Raw genomic sequence first — 15884 nt, 5'->3', positions numbered from 1 at the left:
GTGGTGGGTCGTGCAGGATTCGAACCTGCGACCAATTGATTAAAAGTCAACTGCTCTACCAACTGAGCTAACGACCCACTTTTACGCTGTCAGAACGTTTTAACATATGTCCCGGCAACGGCGGCATATATTACTGATTTACCGTTTCAGCGCAACCACTATTTTCAGATAACTTGTTCAACTGCCTGAGTTTCACCCGACCGGGCCATAAATTAGGCTAAACCCGTTCGCAAGCGGTTAATTACAGCGCAGCCGCACGTTTTTGCGCTTGTTTCGCCACGTCTGTGTTTGGATACTGTTTGATCACCTGCTGGTAGACGGCTTTCGCTTTCGCGCTGTCACCCTTCTCCTGCATGATCACACCCACTTTATACAGCGCGTCCGCGCTTTTCGGCGATTTAGGGTAATTTTTCACCACGGTGGCAAAATAGTAGGCCGCGTCGTCTTTTTTACCCTTGTTGTAATTCAGCTGTCCCAGCCAGTAGTTAGCATTAGGCTGGTAGGTTGAATCCGGATACTTCTTGATAAAAGCCTGGAACGCAGCGATAGCCTGCTCGTTCTGCTTTTTCTCTAATACCAGCGCCACAGCCGCGTTGTAGTCACTGTTGGCGTCACCGCCCTGCGTCGGCGCAGCAGAAGCGTTGTCGCTGGCTGTAGCGCCCTCTGCGGCCGCTGCCGGAGCCGTATCGCCTGAAGCCGCCTGAGGCTGCGCAGACGCGCCGCTGCTCAGCGTATCTATCTGCTGATAGAGAGTCTTCTGGCGTTCGGTGATCTGGTTAAGCTGATACTGGTTTTCCTGAATCTGACCACGCAGCGAGTCAATGTCACGCTGGTTGTCGGCAAGCTGCTGCTGGAATTGCTGAAGAAGCTGTGCCTGCGCGTTAGAGATACGCTCAAGCGAGGTGACGCGGTCTTCGACCGAGCCTGAACCTACGTTACTGATTGACGCCTGGGCATTAGCGGCCCAGGGGGCCGCTACGCCAACCAGTAACGACAGACCCAGCAGGTGAAGTCTGAAGTTACTAATCATATGATTCTCTTAGTATACCAGTACGGCACGACGGTTTTTGGCGTAGGCCGATTCGTCGTGACCCAGTACGGCTGGCTTCTCTTTACCGTAAGAAACGATAGAGATCTGGTCAGCGGAAACGCCTTTGCCCTGCAGATACATTTTAACGGCAGTAGCACGACGCTCGCCCAGGGCGATGTTGTACTCTGGCGTACCGCGCTCATCCGCATGACCTTCTACAGTCACTTTGTAAGACGGGTTGTTACGCAGGAAAGTAGCGTGCGCGTCCAGCATCTGAGCGAACTCAGACTGGATGTCATACTTGTCCAGACCGAAGTACACGATGTTGTTACGTTGCAGCTGCTGCATCTGCAGGCGCGCCTGCTCGTCGGAGGACATATTGCCGCCGTTCATGCCGCTGTTCATGCCGCCGTTTGCGTCATCGCCCATACCCATACCGTTGGTCTGGTCGTTGTTGTTGTTTTTGTGTGAGCTACATGCAGCCACTGCGATAACTGGCAGTGCCAGCATTAAGCCTTTCAGCACTTTATTCAGTTGCATTTCTACAATCCTATTATTGTTTGCCATACATATTTATATGCATCACAGATACGGCGACCAGGCAGGTGATTTTACCTGTCCATCAGTAGCCGGAAGACGCGCTTTGAAACGACCGTCGGTCGACACCAGCTGCAGTACGGATCCCATGCCCTGAGTAGCGCTGTAGATAACCATAGTGCCGTTTGGCGCGAGGCTCGGTGTTTCATCCAGGAACGTGTCCGTTAATTGTTGAACGGCTCCCGTTTCCAGATCTTGTCTGGCGATATGTTGCGCACCGCCGTTGGTGCTAACCATCACCAGAGATTTTCCATCGGTGCTGACATCGGCGTTCTGGTTCTGAGAGCCTTCCCAGGTCAGACGCTGCGGCGCGCCGCCGTTTACACCAATTTTATAGATTTGTGGACGACCAGCCTGATCCGAGGTATAGGCCAGCGTCTGGCTGTCCGGGAACCAGGTAGGTTCAGTGCTGTTATAGCGGCCGTCGGTGATCTGACGCATCTGGCCTGAACCTAAGTCCATCACGTAAAGATTCATGCTGCCGGATTTCGACAGGGTGAAAGCCAGCTTGCTGCCATCAGGCGAGAAGGCAGGCGCGCCGTTATGACGAGGGAAAGAAGCGACCTGGCGGATAGCGCCGTTGGCCAGCGTCTGGATCACCAGCGCCGATTTGCCGCTTTCAAAGGTCACATAGGCCAGCTTACTGCCATCTTTCGACCAGGCCGGAGACATCAGCGGCTCAGGCGAACGGTGCACCACAAACTGGTTATAGCCGTCATAGTCGGATACGCGCAGCTCATAGGGGAACTGGCCGCCGTTGGTCTGTACCACATAGGCGATTCGGGTACGGAACGCGCCTTTGATACCGGTCAGCTTTTCAAAGGTTTCGTCGCTGGCCGTATGCGCCGCATAGCGCAACCACTGTTTGGTCACCTTATACTGGTTCTGCGCCAGCACGGCGCCAGGATTACCGGAGGTATCCACCAGCTGATAAGAAACGGTATAGCTGCCGTCGGCGCCAGGCTGGATCTGCCCGACCACCACTGCATCAATACCCAGCGCGGTCCATGCAGCAGGCTGCACTTCCGCTGCGGTGCCCGGCTGCTGTGGCAGACGAGCGCGATCCAGCGGATTGAATTTGCCGCTGTTGCGTAAATCCGCCGCCACGATGCCGCCAATATCTTCCGGGGCTGCGCCTGGACCAGCCCATTTAAACGGGACTACGCCGATAGGGCGTGCGGTGTTAACGCCCTGGGTAATCTCGATGCGAACTTCTGCATGCGCCATAGCGACAAACAGCATCAGGAAACTTAGTGCTACTCGTAATGCCTGCTTCATCTTCTCTCCCTTACCTGAACGCTACGTCCACGATAATTAGCAGTGTTTCAACAAACCAATGGTGCATTTATAGAGTACGGCAAGTTGACCATAGTTCAACCTGACGCGTCCTGGCATCTTCTTACAGCTAATCTTACGGTTTGAAGATTAACGTCGCCTCTTTTACCGCCTGATACACGTCCGTGCTTGGCGGTTTCGGGATCCTCGCCATGCGGGCTGCATTAATAGCCGCCTGACACAGCGCCGGATCGCCGCCTGCCGGGGTGGCTGAAATCAACAGCCCGTCCGGCGCCAGCTTGATATGCACGTTACAGGTGCGTCCTTTAAACGTATCCGCGTCATAAAACTTGCTCTGGATAGCGCTCTGTACCTGGCCAAGGTAGCTGTCGATAGCGGCACCGGAAGCGCCCGATTTCTTCTGGTTGCCCTGCCCTGCCGCGCCCGCGCCACCGGTTTTACCCTCTTTTGGCGCGTTCTTGCCGGAGGTCAGACCGCCCAGCAGGTCGTCGACGTCGCTGCTCTCTTTAGCCGCTTCCGCCGCGGCTTTCTTCTTAGCATCGGCCGCCGCTTTCGCTTTTGCCACCGCGTCCGCTTTGGCTTTTGCTGCAGCGTCTGCCTTCGCTTTCGCCGCCGCTTCGGCTTTCTCTTTTGCTTCCTCAGCCGCTTTTGCCTTTGCCGCCTCGGCCGCTTTTTCTTTCGCTTCTTTCGCCTGCTGCGCCGCTTTTTCTTTGGCTTCTTCGGCGGCTTTCTCTTTCGCCGCCTTCGCTTCGGCGGCAGCCTGGGCTTTTGCATCGGCCTGCGCTTTGGCTTTCGCCTCCTGCGCCGCCTTCACTTTAGCCGCCTGCGCCGCCGCGGCCGCTTTTTCTTCCGCTTCTTTTTTCGCATCCGCCGCGGCTTTTTTCGCTTCGGCTTCCGCTTTCTTCTGCGCGTCCGCCGCTGCTTTCGCCTGCGTATCGGCCTGCGCTTTGGCATCCGCCTGCGCTTTGGCTTTCGCCTCTGCCTTCGCCGCAGCCTGCTGTTCGGCCGCCTGCTTCGCCGCTTCCTCAGCTTTTTGCTGTTCCGCGGCCTGCTTCGCGGCCTCTTCCGCTTTCTTCTGTTCCGCCGCCTGCGCCGCTTCCTGCTTCGCCTCCAGCCGCTCTTTTTCCAGCGCTTTCAGACGCTGCTGTTCCGCCGCCTGCTTCTGCTGTAGCTCTTCAGCCTGCTGCTTCGCCTGCTTTTGACGCTGCTGCTCGGCGCGCTGGCTGTCGCTCTGCTGATTCTGCTGGCGGTTGTACTGCTCGACGATAGCGCCAGGATCGACCATGACGGCATCAATATCGCTCCCGCCGCCGCCGCCGCTGCTGGCGTCGATATGTTCGTCAAACGAGCTCCAGATCAGCAACGCAATCAGAAAGATATGCAGGATCACTGAAATGATGATGGCGCGTTTTAACTTATCGTTCTGTTCGGTTACCTTCGACACTTTCGATTCCCAAAAACGGTCCGAAATTAAATCGGCTGCGTCATTAATCCAACCGACTTCACGCCCGCCTGATGCAGCAGGTTCAGCGCCTTGATGATCTCATCGTAAGGCACCTCTTTCGCGCCGCCGATCAGAAACACCGTCTTCGGATTCGCTTCGATACGGCGCTGCGCTTCAGCGACGACCTGCTCCGGCGGCAGCTGTTCCATGCGATCGTGATCGACCACCAGGGTGTATTGTCCAACGCCCGCCACTTCGACAATCACCGGCGGATTATCGTCGCTGGAAACCGTTTTGGAATCCGTGGCGTCCGGCAGATCCACCTCCACGCTCTGGGTGATGATCGGTGCCGTCGCCATAAAGATCAGCAGCAGTACCAGCAGAACGTCGAGCAGCGGAACAATGTTGATTTCGGACTTCAGGTCGCGTTTACGACGACCGCGCGTTCTGGCCATAGGTCACTCCTACCTGCTGTTCTCGCTGGAGAAAGCCTGACGGTGCAGAATAGCGGTGAACTCTTCCATAAAGTTATCGTAATTCTGCTCCAGCTTGTTCACGCGCTGGTTGAGGCGGTTATACGCCATAACCGCCGGAATAGCGGCAAACAGACCGATAGCGGTTGCGATCAGCGCTTCGGCAATCCCCGGCGCCACCATCTGCAGCGTGGCCTGTTTGACCGCGCCCAGCGCGATAAAGGCGTGCATAATGCCCCAGACCGTACCGAACAGGCCGATGTAAGGACTGATCGAGCCAACCGTGCCCAGGAACGGAATATGGTTTTCCAGCGCTTCCAGCTCACGGTTCAGCGAGATGCGCATGGCGCGCGTTGCGCCCTCCACCACCGCTTCCGGCGCGTGGTTATTGGCACGATGCAACCGGGCGAATTCTTTAAAGCCGGCGTAGAAAATTTGTTCAGTTCCGGCCAGCTCATCACGGCGCGCCTGGCTTTCCTGATACAGGCGCGACAGTTCAATGCCCGACCAGAATTTGTCTTCAAACGCGTCGGCTTCACGGCCCGCCGCATTCAGAATACGGGTGCGCTGAATAATGATTGCCCAGGAGGCAATAGAAAAGCCAATCAAAATCAACATGATAAGTTTGACCAGAAGGCTCGCCTTCAGGAACAAATCAAGAACGTTCATGTCAGTCACTGCTTGAACTCCGCGACAATAGACTTGGGAAGCGCAATGGGCTTCATCAGATGTGGATTGATGCAGGCGATCAGAACTTCGGCTTCATTCAGCGTCCGGCCTTCTGCATTAACAATACGTTGTGCGAATGTCATGGTCGTTCTGGTCATTTTGACGACCTCGCTCTGCACCTCAAGAAGTTCATCGAGACGCGCGGCGGCCAGGTAATCAACCGTGAGACGACGCACGACAAAACCGACCTGCTGTTCCAGCAGCGTCTGTTGACTGAAATGGTGCTGGCGCAGCATCTCGGTTCGTGCCCGTTCATAAAAAGCGACATAGCTGGCATGGTAAACCACACCACCGGCGTCGGTGTCTTCATAGTAGACACGCACCGGCCATCGAAAAAGCATTGTACTCACTCTACATCCCGGTATAACTTTTTAAACGTTGCTACTATACGCAAGAGCATACGCCTTTGGAATGGATTGCCAGAGGCTAAACAAAATAATTATCTTCCGGAAACAATTATGTGGATTTAGGGAGAAATCTTAAACGTTTACTGACATAACCCAGGGCTGAAAAAAGCGCGGTTAACGGAAGAGAGCAGCGAAGACGAGCAGCAAAAACGGACCGGCAAACCAGCCCGTTTTTATCCCGCTTTTTTTACGGCAGGCAGCAAATTTTTTTATGCGCTCTTATCGACATGTTCGATAGCCAGCGCGGTAATCACACCGATGGCACAGGCCAGCAGCGTGCCGAGGATCCAGGCAAAATACCACATCGTTCTGCTCCTTAATCAATAAAGCGAATGCGTGTTGGCTTCGATCTGCGCGCGCGTGATGCGGCCAAACATTTTGTAGTAGCACCAGCTGCTGTAGATCAGAATGAGCGGCACAAAGATCGCGGCCGTAACGGTCATGATTTTCAGCGTCAGCAGGCTGGAAGTTGCGTCCCACATGGTCAGGCTATGGTTCATCATGCTGCTGGAAGGCATCACAAACGGGAACATCGCCACGCCTGCCGTCAGGATCACGCAGGCTACCGTCAGCGAAGAGCAAAGAAACGCCCAGCCGCCTTTATTCATTCGCGAGCAGATAACGGTGAACAGCGGCAGCAGCACGCCCAGCGCCGGGATAGCCCACAGCAGCGGTTGGTGGGTAAAATTCATCAGCCAGCCGCCCGCTACGCGGGTAACCTCCTTCGCCAGCGGATTGGAAGCCGCATTGTGATCCAGCGTGGACACCAGCTGATAGCCTTCAATGCCGTACTTCACCCAAACACCAGCCAGCGCGAAGCCTGCCATCATCACCAGCGTAGCGATCTGCGCGATCGTTTTGGATCTCAGGTGTAATTCACCCGTGGTGCGCATTTGCAGGTAAGTGGCGCCCTGGGTCAGGATCATGGCGACGCTGACCACGCCTGCCAGCAGCGCAAACGGGTTCAGCAGCCGAAAGAAGCTGCCGGTGTAAAACAGGCGCAGGTATTCATCGGCATAGAAAGGCACGCCCTGCAGCAGGTTGCCAAACGCCACGCCGATAACCAGCGGCGGCACGAAGCTGCCGATAAAAATGCCCCAGTCCCACATGCCGCGCCAGCGCGGATTTTCTATTTTGGAACGGTAGTCGAATCCTACCGGCCGGAAAAACAGCGCGGCCAGCACCAGCATCATCGCCACATAAAAGCCGGAAAAGGCGGCGGCGTAGACCATTGGCCAGGCGGCAAACAGCGCGCCGCCGGCGGTGATAAGCCATACCTGGTTACCGTCCCAGTGCGGCGCGATGGTATTGATCATAATACGGCGCTCAACGTCGTTGCGGCCAATCAGGCGGCCAAGCATTCCAACGCCCATATCAAACCCGTCGGTAACCGCAAAGCCGATCAGCAGCACGCCAATCAGCACCCACCAGACGAAACGCAACAGTTCATAGGTGATCATGGTTAAACTCCTGTTCCGGTAGCCTGTTCAAAGTGATAACGCCCTGTTTTCAGGCTGCTCGGCCCACGCCTGCCGAACTTAAACATCAGGTACATCTCGGCAATCAAAAACAGCGTGTAAAGCCCGCAGATAAGCAGCAGCGAAAACAGGATTTGCCCCGTGGTCAGCGATGAGTTGGCAACGGCCGTCGGCAGCACTTCGCCAATCGCCCACGGCTGGCGGCCGTACTCGGCGACAAACCAGCCGGCTTCCGCCGCAATCCACGGCAGCGGGATACCGTACAGCGCGCATTTCAGCAGGAAGCGGCTCTGGCCGATGCGGTTGCGAATAACGCTCCAGAAACAGCAGAGGGTAACCAGCAGCATCAGCACGCCGCACGCCACCATGATGCGAAACGCGAAGTAAAGCGGCGCGACGCGTGGGATAGAATCCTGCGTGGCCTGACGGATCTGCGCCTCGCTGGCGTCGGCTACGTTTGGCGTATAGCGTTTCAGCAGCAGCCCGTAGCCCAAATCCTGCTTAGCCTGGTTAAAGGCGGCGCGCACAGCCGGATCGCTGTTGCCTTCCCGTAGCTGTTCCAGCAGCTGGTAAGCGCGCATCCCGTTGCGGATGCGGATCTCATGCTGCGCCATCAGATCTTTGATGCCGGTAACCTGTTGATCCACAGAGCGGGTAGCGATCAGCCCCAGCGCCCAGGGGACCTGAATGGCGTACCGGTTCTGCTGCGCCTGCTGGTCGGGCAGGCCGAACAGCGTAAAGGCCGCCGGCGCGGGCTGCGTTTCCCATTCCGCTTCGATAGCGGCAAGCTTGGTTTTCTGCACGTCGCCGACCACATAGCCCGATTCGTCGCCCAGCAGGATCACGGCCAGCACCGCCGCCATGCCGAAGCTGGCGGCAATAGCAAAAGAGCGCCTGGCAAAAGCAATATCGCGACCGCGCAACAGATAAAAGGCGCTGATGCCCATAATGAACATGGCGCCGCAGGTGTAGCCTGCCGCAACGGTATGCACGAATTTGACCTGCGCCACCGGATTGAGGATCAGTTCAGAAAAGCTGACCATCTCCATGCGCATGGTTTCAAAATTGAATTCTGAGCCGACGGGATTCTGCATCCAGCCGTTCGCCACCAGGATCCACAGCGCCGACAGGTTAGAGCCTAACGCCAGCAGCCAGGTGCACGTCAGGTGCTGTATTTTACTCAGCCGATCCCAGCCGAAAAAGAACATGCCGACAAAGGTGGATTCAAGGAAAAAAGCCATCAGGCCTTCAATAGCCAGCGGCGCTCCGAATATATCGCCGACATAATGGGAATAATAAGACCAGTTGGTGCCGAACTGGAATTCCATCGTCAGGCCGGTGGCCACGCCAAGCGCAAAGTTAATACCGAAGAGTTTCCCCCAAAATTTCGTCATATCTTTATAGATTTGTTTGCCTGACAGCACATAAACCGTTTCCATTATTGCCAGTAAAAACGCCATTCCCAGCGTTAAAGGTACAAACAGAAAATGGTACATCGCCGTTAGCGCAAACTGTAAACGCGACAGTTCGACCACATCTAACATGTTGACTCCTTGCTCCGTGCTCAGTTTTGTCCATGCGCCGGGCGGCCAGCGTATGGCGCAACAGGATCGCTCCTTATTGGGATGACGTAACCCTGTAGGTAAGTGAACAATCTTAATGAGAAAAAATCAGCGGGCCCGCGCCGTTGCTGTTTTTGCAGGATAGAGATCGTGAAAATTTGCGATCGACGCAGGAAGTCCCTTTTTATAATTAAAAGCGTAAAGCTGATTTTATGATGCAGGGCAATTTAATCCCAAAGCTGGTTTTTAGCCAGCCCCGGAAGAGTAAATAACTTGCGTTTCTTTGATCGCGATTAATTAATTACGATAAAGTAAATATGGGATTTTTTATTTTAACAAAGATGAGAACTTAATTTAATCAATATTCAATACAGGAAACAATTGTGTAATATATACCGGCCAGATTAATTATCCCGCGCTATTTTTCAGAAACCCTTGCGGTATATTAGTCTATTAATAAGAAAGCTTAACCAATATTCCGGAACGCATGCAAAAATAAAAAAGGCTGCCCTGAGGCAGCCCTGATGAGGAGACGGATCCGGCTTACTGCGGCAGAACCGCTTTCACCGCGTCGCCGATATCGGCCAGGCTGCGAACGGTTTTCACCCCGGCCGCTTCCAGCGCAGCGAATTTCTCGTCCGCCGTGCCTTTACCGCCTGCGATAATCGCGCCCGCGTGGCCCATACGCTTGCCTTTCGGCGCGGTAACGCCTGCGATATAGCCGACAACCGGCTTGGTCACGTGCTCTTTAATAAAGGCGGCGGCTTCTTCTTCCGCACTGCCGCCGATTTCGCCGATCATGACGATCGCTTCAGTCTGCGGATCGTCCTGGAACAGTTTCAGAATATCGATAAAGTTAGAGCCAGGGATCGGATCGCCACCGATGCCCACACAGGTAGACTGGCCGTAACCGATATCGGTAGTCTGCTTCACGGCTTCATAGGTCAGCGTGCCGGAGCGGGAGACGATACCGATACGGCCTGGCTTATGAATGTGACCCGGCATGATGCCGATTTTGCATTCGCCCGGGGTGATGACGCCAGGGCAGTTCGGGCCAATCATACGCACGCCCGCTTCATCCAGCTTCACCTTCACGGTCAGCATATCCAGCGTAGGGATACCTTCGGTGATGGTGATAATCAGTTTGATGCCAGCGTCAATCGCTTCCAGAATGCCGTCTTTACAGAACGGCGCCGGAACGTAAATGACGGAGGCGGTTGCGCCAGTGGCTTCTACCGCTTCACGCACGGTATTAAACACCGGCAGGCCCAGATGCTCGGTGCCGCCTTTGCCCGGGGTCACGCCGCCAACCAGCTGCGTGCCGTAAGCCAGCGCCTGCTCGGAGTGGAAAGTGCCCTGTCCGCCGGTGAAGCCCTGGCAGATTACCTTGGTGTTTTTATCGATCAGAATGGACATTATTTACCCTCCGCTGCGGCAACAACGCGCTGCGCCGCGTCGCTCAGGCTGGTTGCTGCAATAATATTCAGGCCGCTGTCCGCCAGTTTCTGCGCGCCCAGCTCGGCATTGTTTCCTTCCAGACGCACCACGACCGGTACGTTAACGCCCACTTCCGCTACCGCGCCGATGATGCCGTCAGCAATCAGGTCGCAGCGGACGATGCCGCCGAAGATGTTGACGAAGACGGCCTTCACCGCGTCGTCGGAAAGGATGATTTTGAACGCTTCGGTCACGCGCTCTTTGGTGGCACCGCCGCCAACGTCCAGGAAGTTAGCAGGCTGGCCGCCGCTCAGCTTGACGATGTCCATGGTGCCCATCGCCAGGCCTGCGCCGTTAACCATACAGCCGATGTTGCCTTCCAGCGCCACGTAGTTCAGTTCCCACTGCGCAGCGTGCGCTTCGCGGGAGTCTTCCTGGCTTGGATCGCGCATTTCACGCAGCTCCGGCTGGCGGAACAGCGCGTTGCCGTCTGCGCCCAGCTTGCCGTCCAGGCAGATCAGATCGCCCTGCTTAGTGATCACCAGCGGGTTAATTTCGACCAGCGCCAGATCGCGCTCCAGGAACATGGTTGCCAGACCCATAAAGATTTTGGTGAACTGACCAACCTGTTTGCCGGTCAGGCCCAGTTTGAACGCCAGCTCGCGGCCCTGGTAAGGCTGTGGGCCGGTTAACGGATCCAGCGCCATTTTATGGATCAGGTGCGGCGTCTCTTCCGCCACTTTTTCGATTTCCACGCCGCCTTCGGTCGAAGCCATAAACACTACGCGACGGGTGCCGCGATCCACGACCGCGCCCAGGTAAAGTTCCTGATCGATATCGGTCGCCGCTTCCACCAGGATCTGGTTGACCGGCTGACCGTTAGCGTCGGTCTGGTAAGTGGTCAGACGCTTGCCCAGCCAGTGCTCGGCAAACGCGCGGATCTCTTCTTTGCTTTTTACTACCTTCACGCCGCCCGCTTTACCACGGCCTCCGGCATGAACCTGACATTTCACGACCCACGGGCCAGCGCCAATTTTAGAAGCGGCTTCTTCTGCTTCGCGTGGAGTGGTGCAGGCATAGCCGACAGGTGCCGGTAAACCATACCGGCCGAACAGCTGTTTTGCCTGATATTCATGTAAGTTCATGTTGTTAATCCATCCAGTTCGGAAAAGACTTGGCCAAATGCGGCAGTATGCCAGCGCTTTGGCCACACATAGGGTTGAGCGCGGTTTTCACCGCGCCCGACAGGAATTAAACGTCCAGCAGCAGACGAGACGGATCTTCCAGCAGCTCTTTGATCGCTACCAGGAAGCTCACGGACTCTTTGCCGTCGATCAGGCGATGATCGTAAGAGAGCGCCAGATACATCATTGGCAGGATCACCACCTGACCATTGACCGCCATCGGGCGATCTTTGATCGCGTGCATCCCCAGAATGGCGCTCTGTGGTGGGTTGATGATCGGCGTGGACATCAGCGAGCCGAAGACGCCGCCGTTGGTAATGGTGAAGTTACCGCCGGTCAGTTCGTCTACGGTCAGCTTGCCGTCACGGCCTTTGATCGCCAGCTCTTTGATTTTTTTCTCGATATCCGCCATGCCCAGCGCGTCGATATCTTTCAGTACCGGCGTCACCAGGCCGCGTGGCGTGGATACCGCGATGCTGACGTCAAAGTAGTTGTGGTAAACCACATCTTCGCCGTCGATAGAGGCGTTAACTTCCGGGAAGCGCTTCAGGGCTTCCACCACCGCTTTCAGGTAGAAGGACATAAAGCCCAGACGGATACCGTGGCGCTTCTCGAAGGCTTCGCCGTACTGCTTGCGCAGATTCATGATCGGCTGCATGTTGACTTCGTTAAACGTGGTCAGCATCGCGGTGCTGTTTTTCGCTTCCAGCAGACGCTCGGCGATACGCTTACGCAGACGAGTCATCGGCACGCGTTTTTCACTGCGGCCAGCCAGCGAAGGCGCGGCTTCAGCCGCTTTCGGCTCGTCGGCCCTGGCAGCTGGCGCTTTCGCCAGGTGCTTCTCTACGTCTTCACGGGTCAGACGTCCGCCCACGCCGGTACCTTTGATCGCCGACGGCTCCAGACCATGTTCAGCAATCAGGCGACGAATAGCCGGGCTGAGCGCGTCGTTGCTTGAATCGGACAGCGAGGCGCTCTGGCGCTCCGCCGGAGTAGACTCTTTCTCTTCCGCTTTGGCGGAGCTTTCTTTGCCGCCGCTGTTGCCTTCTTTCAGGCGCCCCAGCGCCTGACGAGACGTCACGGTGGCGCCTTCGTCTTCCAGAATCGCTTCCAGCACGCCGTCGGCGGAAGCAGGCACTTCCAGCACCACTTTGTCGGTTTCGATTTCTACCAGCACTTCGTCACGGCTGACCGCGTCGCCAGGTTTTTTGTGCCAGGTCGCTACGGTGGCGTCGGCGACGGATTCAGGCAGGTCGGGAACGAGAATATCTACGCTACTCATTATTTTTCCTTTAATTAATTAACGTTCAGCGCGTCATTAACCAGATCTTGCTGCTGCTGCTGGTGAACGGACATATAGCCAACTGCCGGCGAGGCCGAAGCGGGACGACCGGCGTAACGTAATGAAGCGCCAAACGGCACTACCTCACGGAAATGATGCTGGCTACAGTACCAGGCACCCTGATTCAGCGGCTCTTCCTGACACCAGACAAAATCATGCACGTGCGCGTACTGCTGGAGTTTTTCCTGCACCGCTTTGTGCGGGAACGGATAGAGCTGTTCAATGCGGACGATAGCCACGTCGGTCTGCTCGTTTTTACGCCGCTTTTCCAGCAGATCGTAATAGACTTTTCCGGAGCAGAGCACCACGCGCTTGACGCCTTTTGGATCGAGATCGTCGATTTCGCCAATCGCCGGCTGGAAGCTGCCGTTAGCCAACTCTTCCAGCGAAGAGACCGCCAGCGGATGACGCAGCAGCGATTTCGGTGACATCACCACCAGCGGACGACGCATTCCGCGCAGCGCCTGACGACGCAGCATGTGGTAAACCTGCGCCGGCGTAGAAGGCACGCAAACCTGCATGTTCTGCTCGGCGCAGAGTTGCAGATAGCGTTCCAGACGCGCGGAGGAGTGCTCCGGCCCCTGCCCTTCATAGCCGTGCGGCAGCAGCATCACCAGACCGCACATGCGGCCCCATTTCTGCTCGCCGGAGCTGATGAACTGGTCGATCACCACCTGCGCACCGTTGGCGAAGTCGCCGAACTGCGCTTCCCAGATAGTCAGCGTGCGCGGTTCCGCCGTGGCGTAACCGTATTCAAACGCCAGCACCGCTTCTTCAGAGAGGACGGAATCCCAGACGCGGAACGTGCCCTGACCGTTATGAATATGCTGTAACGGCGTATAGGTAGAGCCGTTGGCCTGATTATGGATCACCGCGTGACGATGGAAGAAGGTGCCGCGGCCCATATCTTCGCCGGACAGACGGCAAGGAATGCCTTCGTCTACCAGCGTGGCGTAGGCCAGGTTTTCCGCTGCGCCCCAGTCAAATGGCTTCTCGCCTGCGGCCATCGCAGCGCGGTCGTTGTAAATCTTGGCCACGCGCGACTGCATTTCAATCGCTTCCGGCACGGTGCTGATACGTCTGGCCAGCGCCTGCAGGCGTTGCAGCTCCAGCGTCGCCGGATAGCTTTCATCCCACTCGTGGTTCAGGTAAGGCGACCAGGTAAAGGAGTGCAGGCTCATCGGACGCCATTCCGGCACCACGCATTCACCGGCGTCCAGCGCGTCGCGATAGAGATTGACCATCTCCGTCGCGTCTTCCAGGCTGGTGACCTGTTCCGCTTCCAGACGGTCGGCGTAAAGCTTACGCGGCGTCGGATGCTTTTTGATTTTCTGGTACATCACCGGCTGCGTTGCGCTTGGCTCATCGGCTTCGTTGTGGCCGTGGCGGCGGTAGCAAACCAAATCGATAAAGACGTCGCGCTTAAAGGTGTTACGGAAATCAAGCGCCAGGCGGGTAACAAACGCCACCGCTTCCGGATCGTCAGCGTTGACGTGGAAGATCGGCGCCAGCACCATTTTGCCGATGTCGGTACAGTACTGCGTGGAGCGCGCATCCTGCGGATTAGACGTGGTGAAACCAATCTGGTTGTTGATGACAATGCGCACGGTGCCGCCAACTTCATAGCCGCGCGCCTGCGACATGTTCAGCGTTTCCTGCACCACGCCCTGGCCGGTGACGGCCGCGTCGCCGTGGATGGTGATCGGCAGCACTTTGCTGCTGCGCGGCTCGTCCAGACGATCCAGACGGGCGCGAACCGATCCCATGACTACCGGACTGACGATTTCCAGGTGCGACGGGTTAAACGCCAGCGCCAGGTGAACCATGCCGCCTTCGGTTTCTACGTCGGACGAGAAGCCCATATGGTATTTCACGTCGCCCGTGCCAAGATGCTCTTTATGCTTGCCGGAGAACTCGTCGAACAGGTCCTGCGGCTTTTTGCCCAGCACGTTGATCAGCACGTTCAGACGACCACGGTGCGCCATGCCCAGCACCACTTCGCGCGTGCCGCTTTTACCCGCGTGCCGGATCATCTCGTTCAGCATCGGCACCAACGCATCGCCGCCTTCCAGCGAGAAGCGTTTCGCGCCGGGGAATTTCGCCCCCAGATAGCGCTCCAGCCCTTCCGCAGCGGTCAGCTGTTTCAGGAAGCCTTTTTTCTCATCGGTAGAGAAAGAGGCCTGGCCCGCCACCGATTCGATCCGCTGCTGGATCCAGCGTTTCTCTTCGGTGTTGGTGATATGCATATATTCCGCGCCGATCGAGCCGCAGTAGGTTTGCTGCAGCAGGCTGAACAGATCGGCCAGCTTCATCGTATCTTTGCCGAAGGCGAAGGAACCTACGTTAAAGGTCTCCTGGAAATCGGCTTCGGTCAGATCGTGAAACGCAGGATCCAGATCCGGCACCGGCTCCTGTTTCCACAGGCCCAGCGGATCGAGATTGGCCTGCTGATGACCACGGAAGCGGAAGGCGTTAATCAGCTGGAGCACCTTCACCTGCTTGGCGTTGGTGTCGGGATCGCTGACGGAAGACGTGTAGCGAGAGGCATCTTTCGCCAGACGCTTGAAATATTCGCGAGTGGTGGAGTGGAATTGCTCTGGCCTGACTCCGTGACCCGGAAGCTGCTGAAACAGCGTTTTCCAGGCCGCATCGACAGAGTCAGGATCGGTCAGATAGTCCTCATAGAGCTGCTCTATATAGGTCTGATTCGCGCCGGCCAGCCAGGAGGAGTCCAGCCAGGGTTTCATCGCGCTGTTCTGCATTGTGATCCCTTAAAGCATTATGCTTTTTTGTTGCCGTGATTATTTAACGGAACAGCTAAGCCCCGCGCCGCGTCAGCGGCTTGCCCTCGGCCGTGTTCCGCTTAAGCAAAACCCAGCCTGATAAAACAACCGGGAGCCAGGCT

At 56.5% G+C, this 15884-nt stretch carries 14 protein-coding genes and 1 tRNA gene; all 15 read right to left on the bottom strand.

Annotated features, from left to right (window positions below):
- Window position 1: 1 nt before the first annotated feature.
- A tRNA-Lys gene (locus EGK14_RS08350) sits at window positions 2-77 on the bottom strand.
- A 164-nt stretch (window positions 78-241) separates the two neighbouring features.
- Window positions 242-1030 carry a cell division protein CpoB gene (cpoB, locus tag EGK14_RS08345; RefSeq protein WP_125288620.1) on the bottom strand — a complete coding sequence of 263 codons (789 nt, stop codon included), beginning with the start codon at window positions 1028-1030 and terminating at the stop codon, window positions 242-244.
- A gap of 9 nt (window positions 1031-1039) precedes the next feature.
- Window positions 1040-1570, bottom strand: coding sequence for a peptidoglycan-associated lipoprotein Pal (pal, locus tag EGK14_RS08340; RefSeq protein WP_125288619.1), 531 nt, complete (start codon window positions 1568-1570; stop codon window positions 1040-1042).
- 42 nt (window positions 1571-1612) lie between these two features.
- On the bottom strand, window positions 1613-2905 hold the full coding sequence (tolB, locus tag EGK14_RS08335) for a Tol-Pal system beta propeller repeat protein TolB (protein ID WP_125288618.1): 1293 nt from the start codon (window positions 2903-2905) through the stop codon (window positions 1613-1615).
- A 133-nt stretch (window positions 2906-3038) separates the two neighbouring features.
- Window positions 3039-4367 carry a cell envelope integrity protein TolA gene (gene tolA, locus EGK14_RS08330; RefSeq protein ID WP_125288617.1) on the bottom strand — a complete coding sequence of 443 codons (1329 nt, stop codon included), beginning with the start codon at window positions 4365-4367 and terminating at the stop codon, window positions 3039-3041.
- A 26-nt stretch (window positions 4368-4393) separates the two neighbouring features.
- Window positions 4394-4822, bottom strand: a complete 429-nt coding sequence (gene tolR / locus EGK14_RS08325; RefSeq protein ID WP_125288616.1) for a colicin uptake protein TolR — start codon at window positions 4820-4822, stop codon at window positions 4394-4396.
- A 9-nt stretch (window positions 4823-4831) separates the two neighbouring features.
- On the bottom strand, window positions 4832-5518 hold the full coding sequence (gene tolQ / locus EGK14_RS08320; RefSeq protein ID WP_125288615.1) for a Tol-Pal system protein TolQ: 687 nt from the start codon (window positions 5516-5518) through the stop codon (window positions 4832-4834).
- On the bottom strand, window positions 5515-5910 hold the full coding sequence (gene ybgC, locus EGK14_RS08315) for a tol-pal system-associated acyl-CoA thioesterase (RefSeq protein ID WP_370256146.1): 396 nt from the start codon (window positions 5908-5910) through the stop codon (window positions 5515-5517). Before ybgC ends, tolQ begins: the two co-directional genes overlap by 4 nt.
- Window positions 5911-6185: 275 nt before the next feature.
- Entirely contained in the window at window positions 6186-6281 is a 96-nt protein-coding gene (cydX, locus tag EGK14_RS08310) for a cytochrome bd-I oxidase subunit CydX (RefSeq protein WP_125288613.1), read from the bottom strand.
- A gap of 15 nt (window positions 6282-6296) precedes the next feature.
- The gene (gene cydB, locus EGK14_RS08305; RefSeq protein ID WP_125288612.1) at window positions 6297-7436 is read right to left on the bottom strand and encodes a cytochrome d ubiquinol oxidase subunit II; all 1140 of its coding nucleotides are present in this window, start codon (window positions 7434-7436) and stop codon (window positions 6297-6299) included.
- A 2-nt stretch (window positions 7437-7438) separates the two neighbouring features.
- Window positions 7439-8998, bottom strand: a complete 1560-nt coding sequence (cydA, locus tag EGK14_RS08300; protein ID WP_125288611.1) for a cytochrome ubiquinol oxidase subunit I — start codon at window positions 8996-8998, stop codon at window positions 7439-7441.
- Between the two features lie 561 nt (window positions 8999-9559).
- Window positions 9560-10432, bottom strand: a complete 873-nt coding sequence (gene sucD, locus EGK14_RS08295) for a succinate--CoA ligase subunit alpha (RefSeq protein WP_125288610.1) — start codon at window positions 10430-10432, stop codon at window positions 9560-9562.
- Entirely contained in the window at window positions 10432-11598 is a 1167-nt protein-coding gene (gene sucC, locus EGK14_RS08290; protein ID WP_125288609.1) for an ADP-forming succinate--CoA ligase subunit beta, read from the bottom strand. The genes sucD and sucC overlap by 1 nt, the downstream gene beginning before the upstream one ends.
- Window positions 11599-11704: 106 nt before the next feature.
- Entirely contained in the window at window positions 11705-12919 is a 1215-nt protein-coding gene (odhB, locus tag EGK14_RS08285; RefSeq protein ID WP_125288608.1) for a 2-oxoglutarate dehydrogenase complex dihydrolipoyllysine-residue succinyltransferase, read from the bottom strand.
- 14 nt (window positions 12920-12933) lie between these two features.
- On the bottom strand, window positions 12934-15741 hold the full coding sequence (sucA, locus tag EGK14_RS08280) for a 2-oxoglutarate dehydrogenase E1 component (RefSeq protein ID WP_125288607.1): 2808 nt from the start codon (window positions 15739-15741) through the stop codon (window positions 12934-12936).
- Between the last annotated feature and the right edge of the window lie 143 nt (window positions 15742-15884).

The organism is Erwinia sp. 198 (assembly GCF_003937915.1).
GTDB lineage: Bacteria > Pseudomonadota > Gammaproteobacteria > Enterobacterales > Enterobacteriaceae > Erwinia > Erwinia aeris.
Note: the sequence above shows the minus strand (reverse complement) of the source record. Positions and strands in the feature narration are given on the sequence as shown.

Bases quoted from the DNA above. Each gene is read 5' to 3' on its own strand.
- cpoB (WP_125288620.1), bottom strand. From the start codon at position 1,030: ATGATTAGTAACTTCAGACTTCACCTGCTGGGTCTGTCGTTACTGGTT.
- pal (WP_125288619.1), bottom strand. From the start codon at position 1,570: ATGCAACTGAATAAAGTGCTGAAAGGCTTAATGCTGGCACTGCCAGTT.
- tolB (WP_125288618.1), bottom strand. From the start codon at position 2,905: ATGAAGCAGGCATTACGAGTAGCACTAAGTTTCCTGATGCTGTTTGTC.
- tolR (WP_125288616.1), bottom strand. From the start codon at position 4,822: ATGGCCAGAACGCGCGGTCGTCGTAAACGCGACCTGAAGTCCGAAATC.
- ybgC (WP_370256146.1), bottom strand. From the start codon at position 5,910: ATGCTTTTTCGATGGCCGGTGCGTGTCTACTATGAAGACACCGACGCC.
- cydX (WP_125288613.1), bottom strand. From the start codon at position 6,281: ATGTGGTATTTTGCCTGGATCCTCGGCACGCTGCTGGCCTGTGCCATC.
- cydB (WP_125288612.1), bottom strand. From the start codon at position 7,436: ATGATCACCTATGAACTGTTGCGTTTCGTCTGGTGGGTGCTGATTGGC.
- cydA (WP_125288611.1), bottom strand. From the start codon at position 8,998: ATGTTAGATGTGGTCGAACTGTCGCGTTTACAGTTTGCGCTAACGGCG.
- sucD (WP_125288610.1), bottom strand. From the start codon at position 10,432: ATGTCCATTCTGATCGATAAAAACACCAAGGTAATCTGCCAGGGCTTC.
- sucC (WP_125288609.1), bottom strand. From the start codon at position 11,598: ATGAACTTACATGAATATCAGGCAAAACAGCTGTTCGGCCGGTATGGT.
- odhB (WP_125288608.1), bottom strand. From the start codon at position 12,919: ATGAGTAGCGTAGATATTCTCGTTCCCGACCTGCCTGAATCCGTCGCC.
- sucA (WP_125288607.1), bottom strand. From the start codon at position 15,741: ATGCAGAACAGCGCGATGAAACCCTGGCTGGACTCCTCCTGGCTGGCC.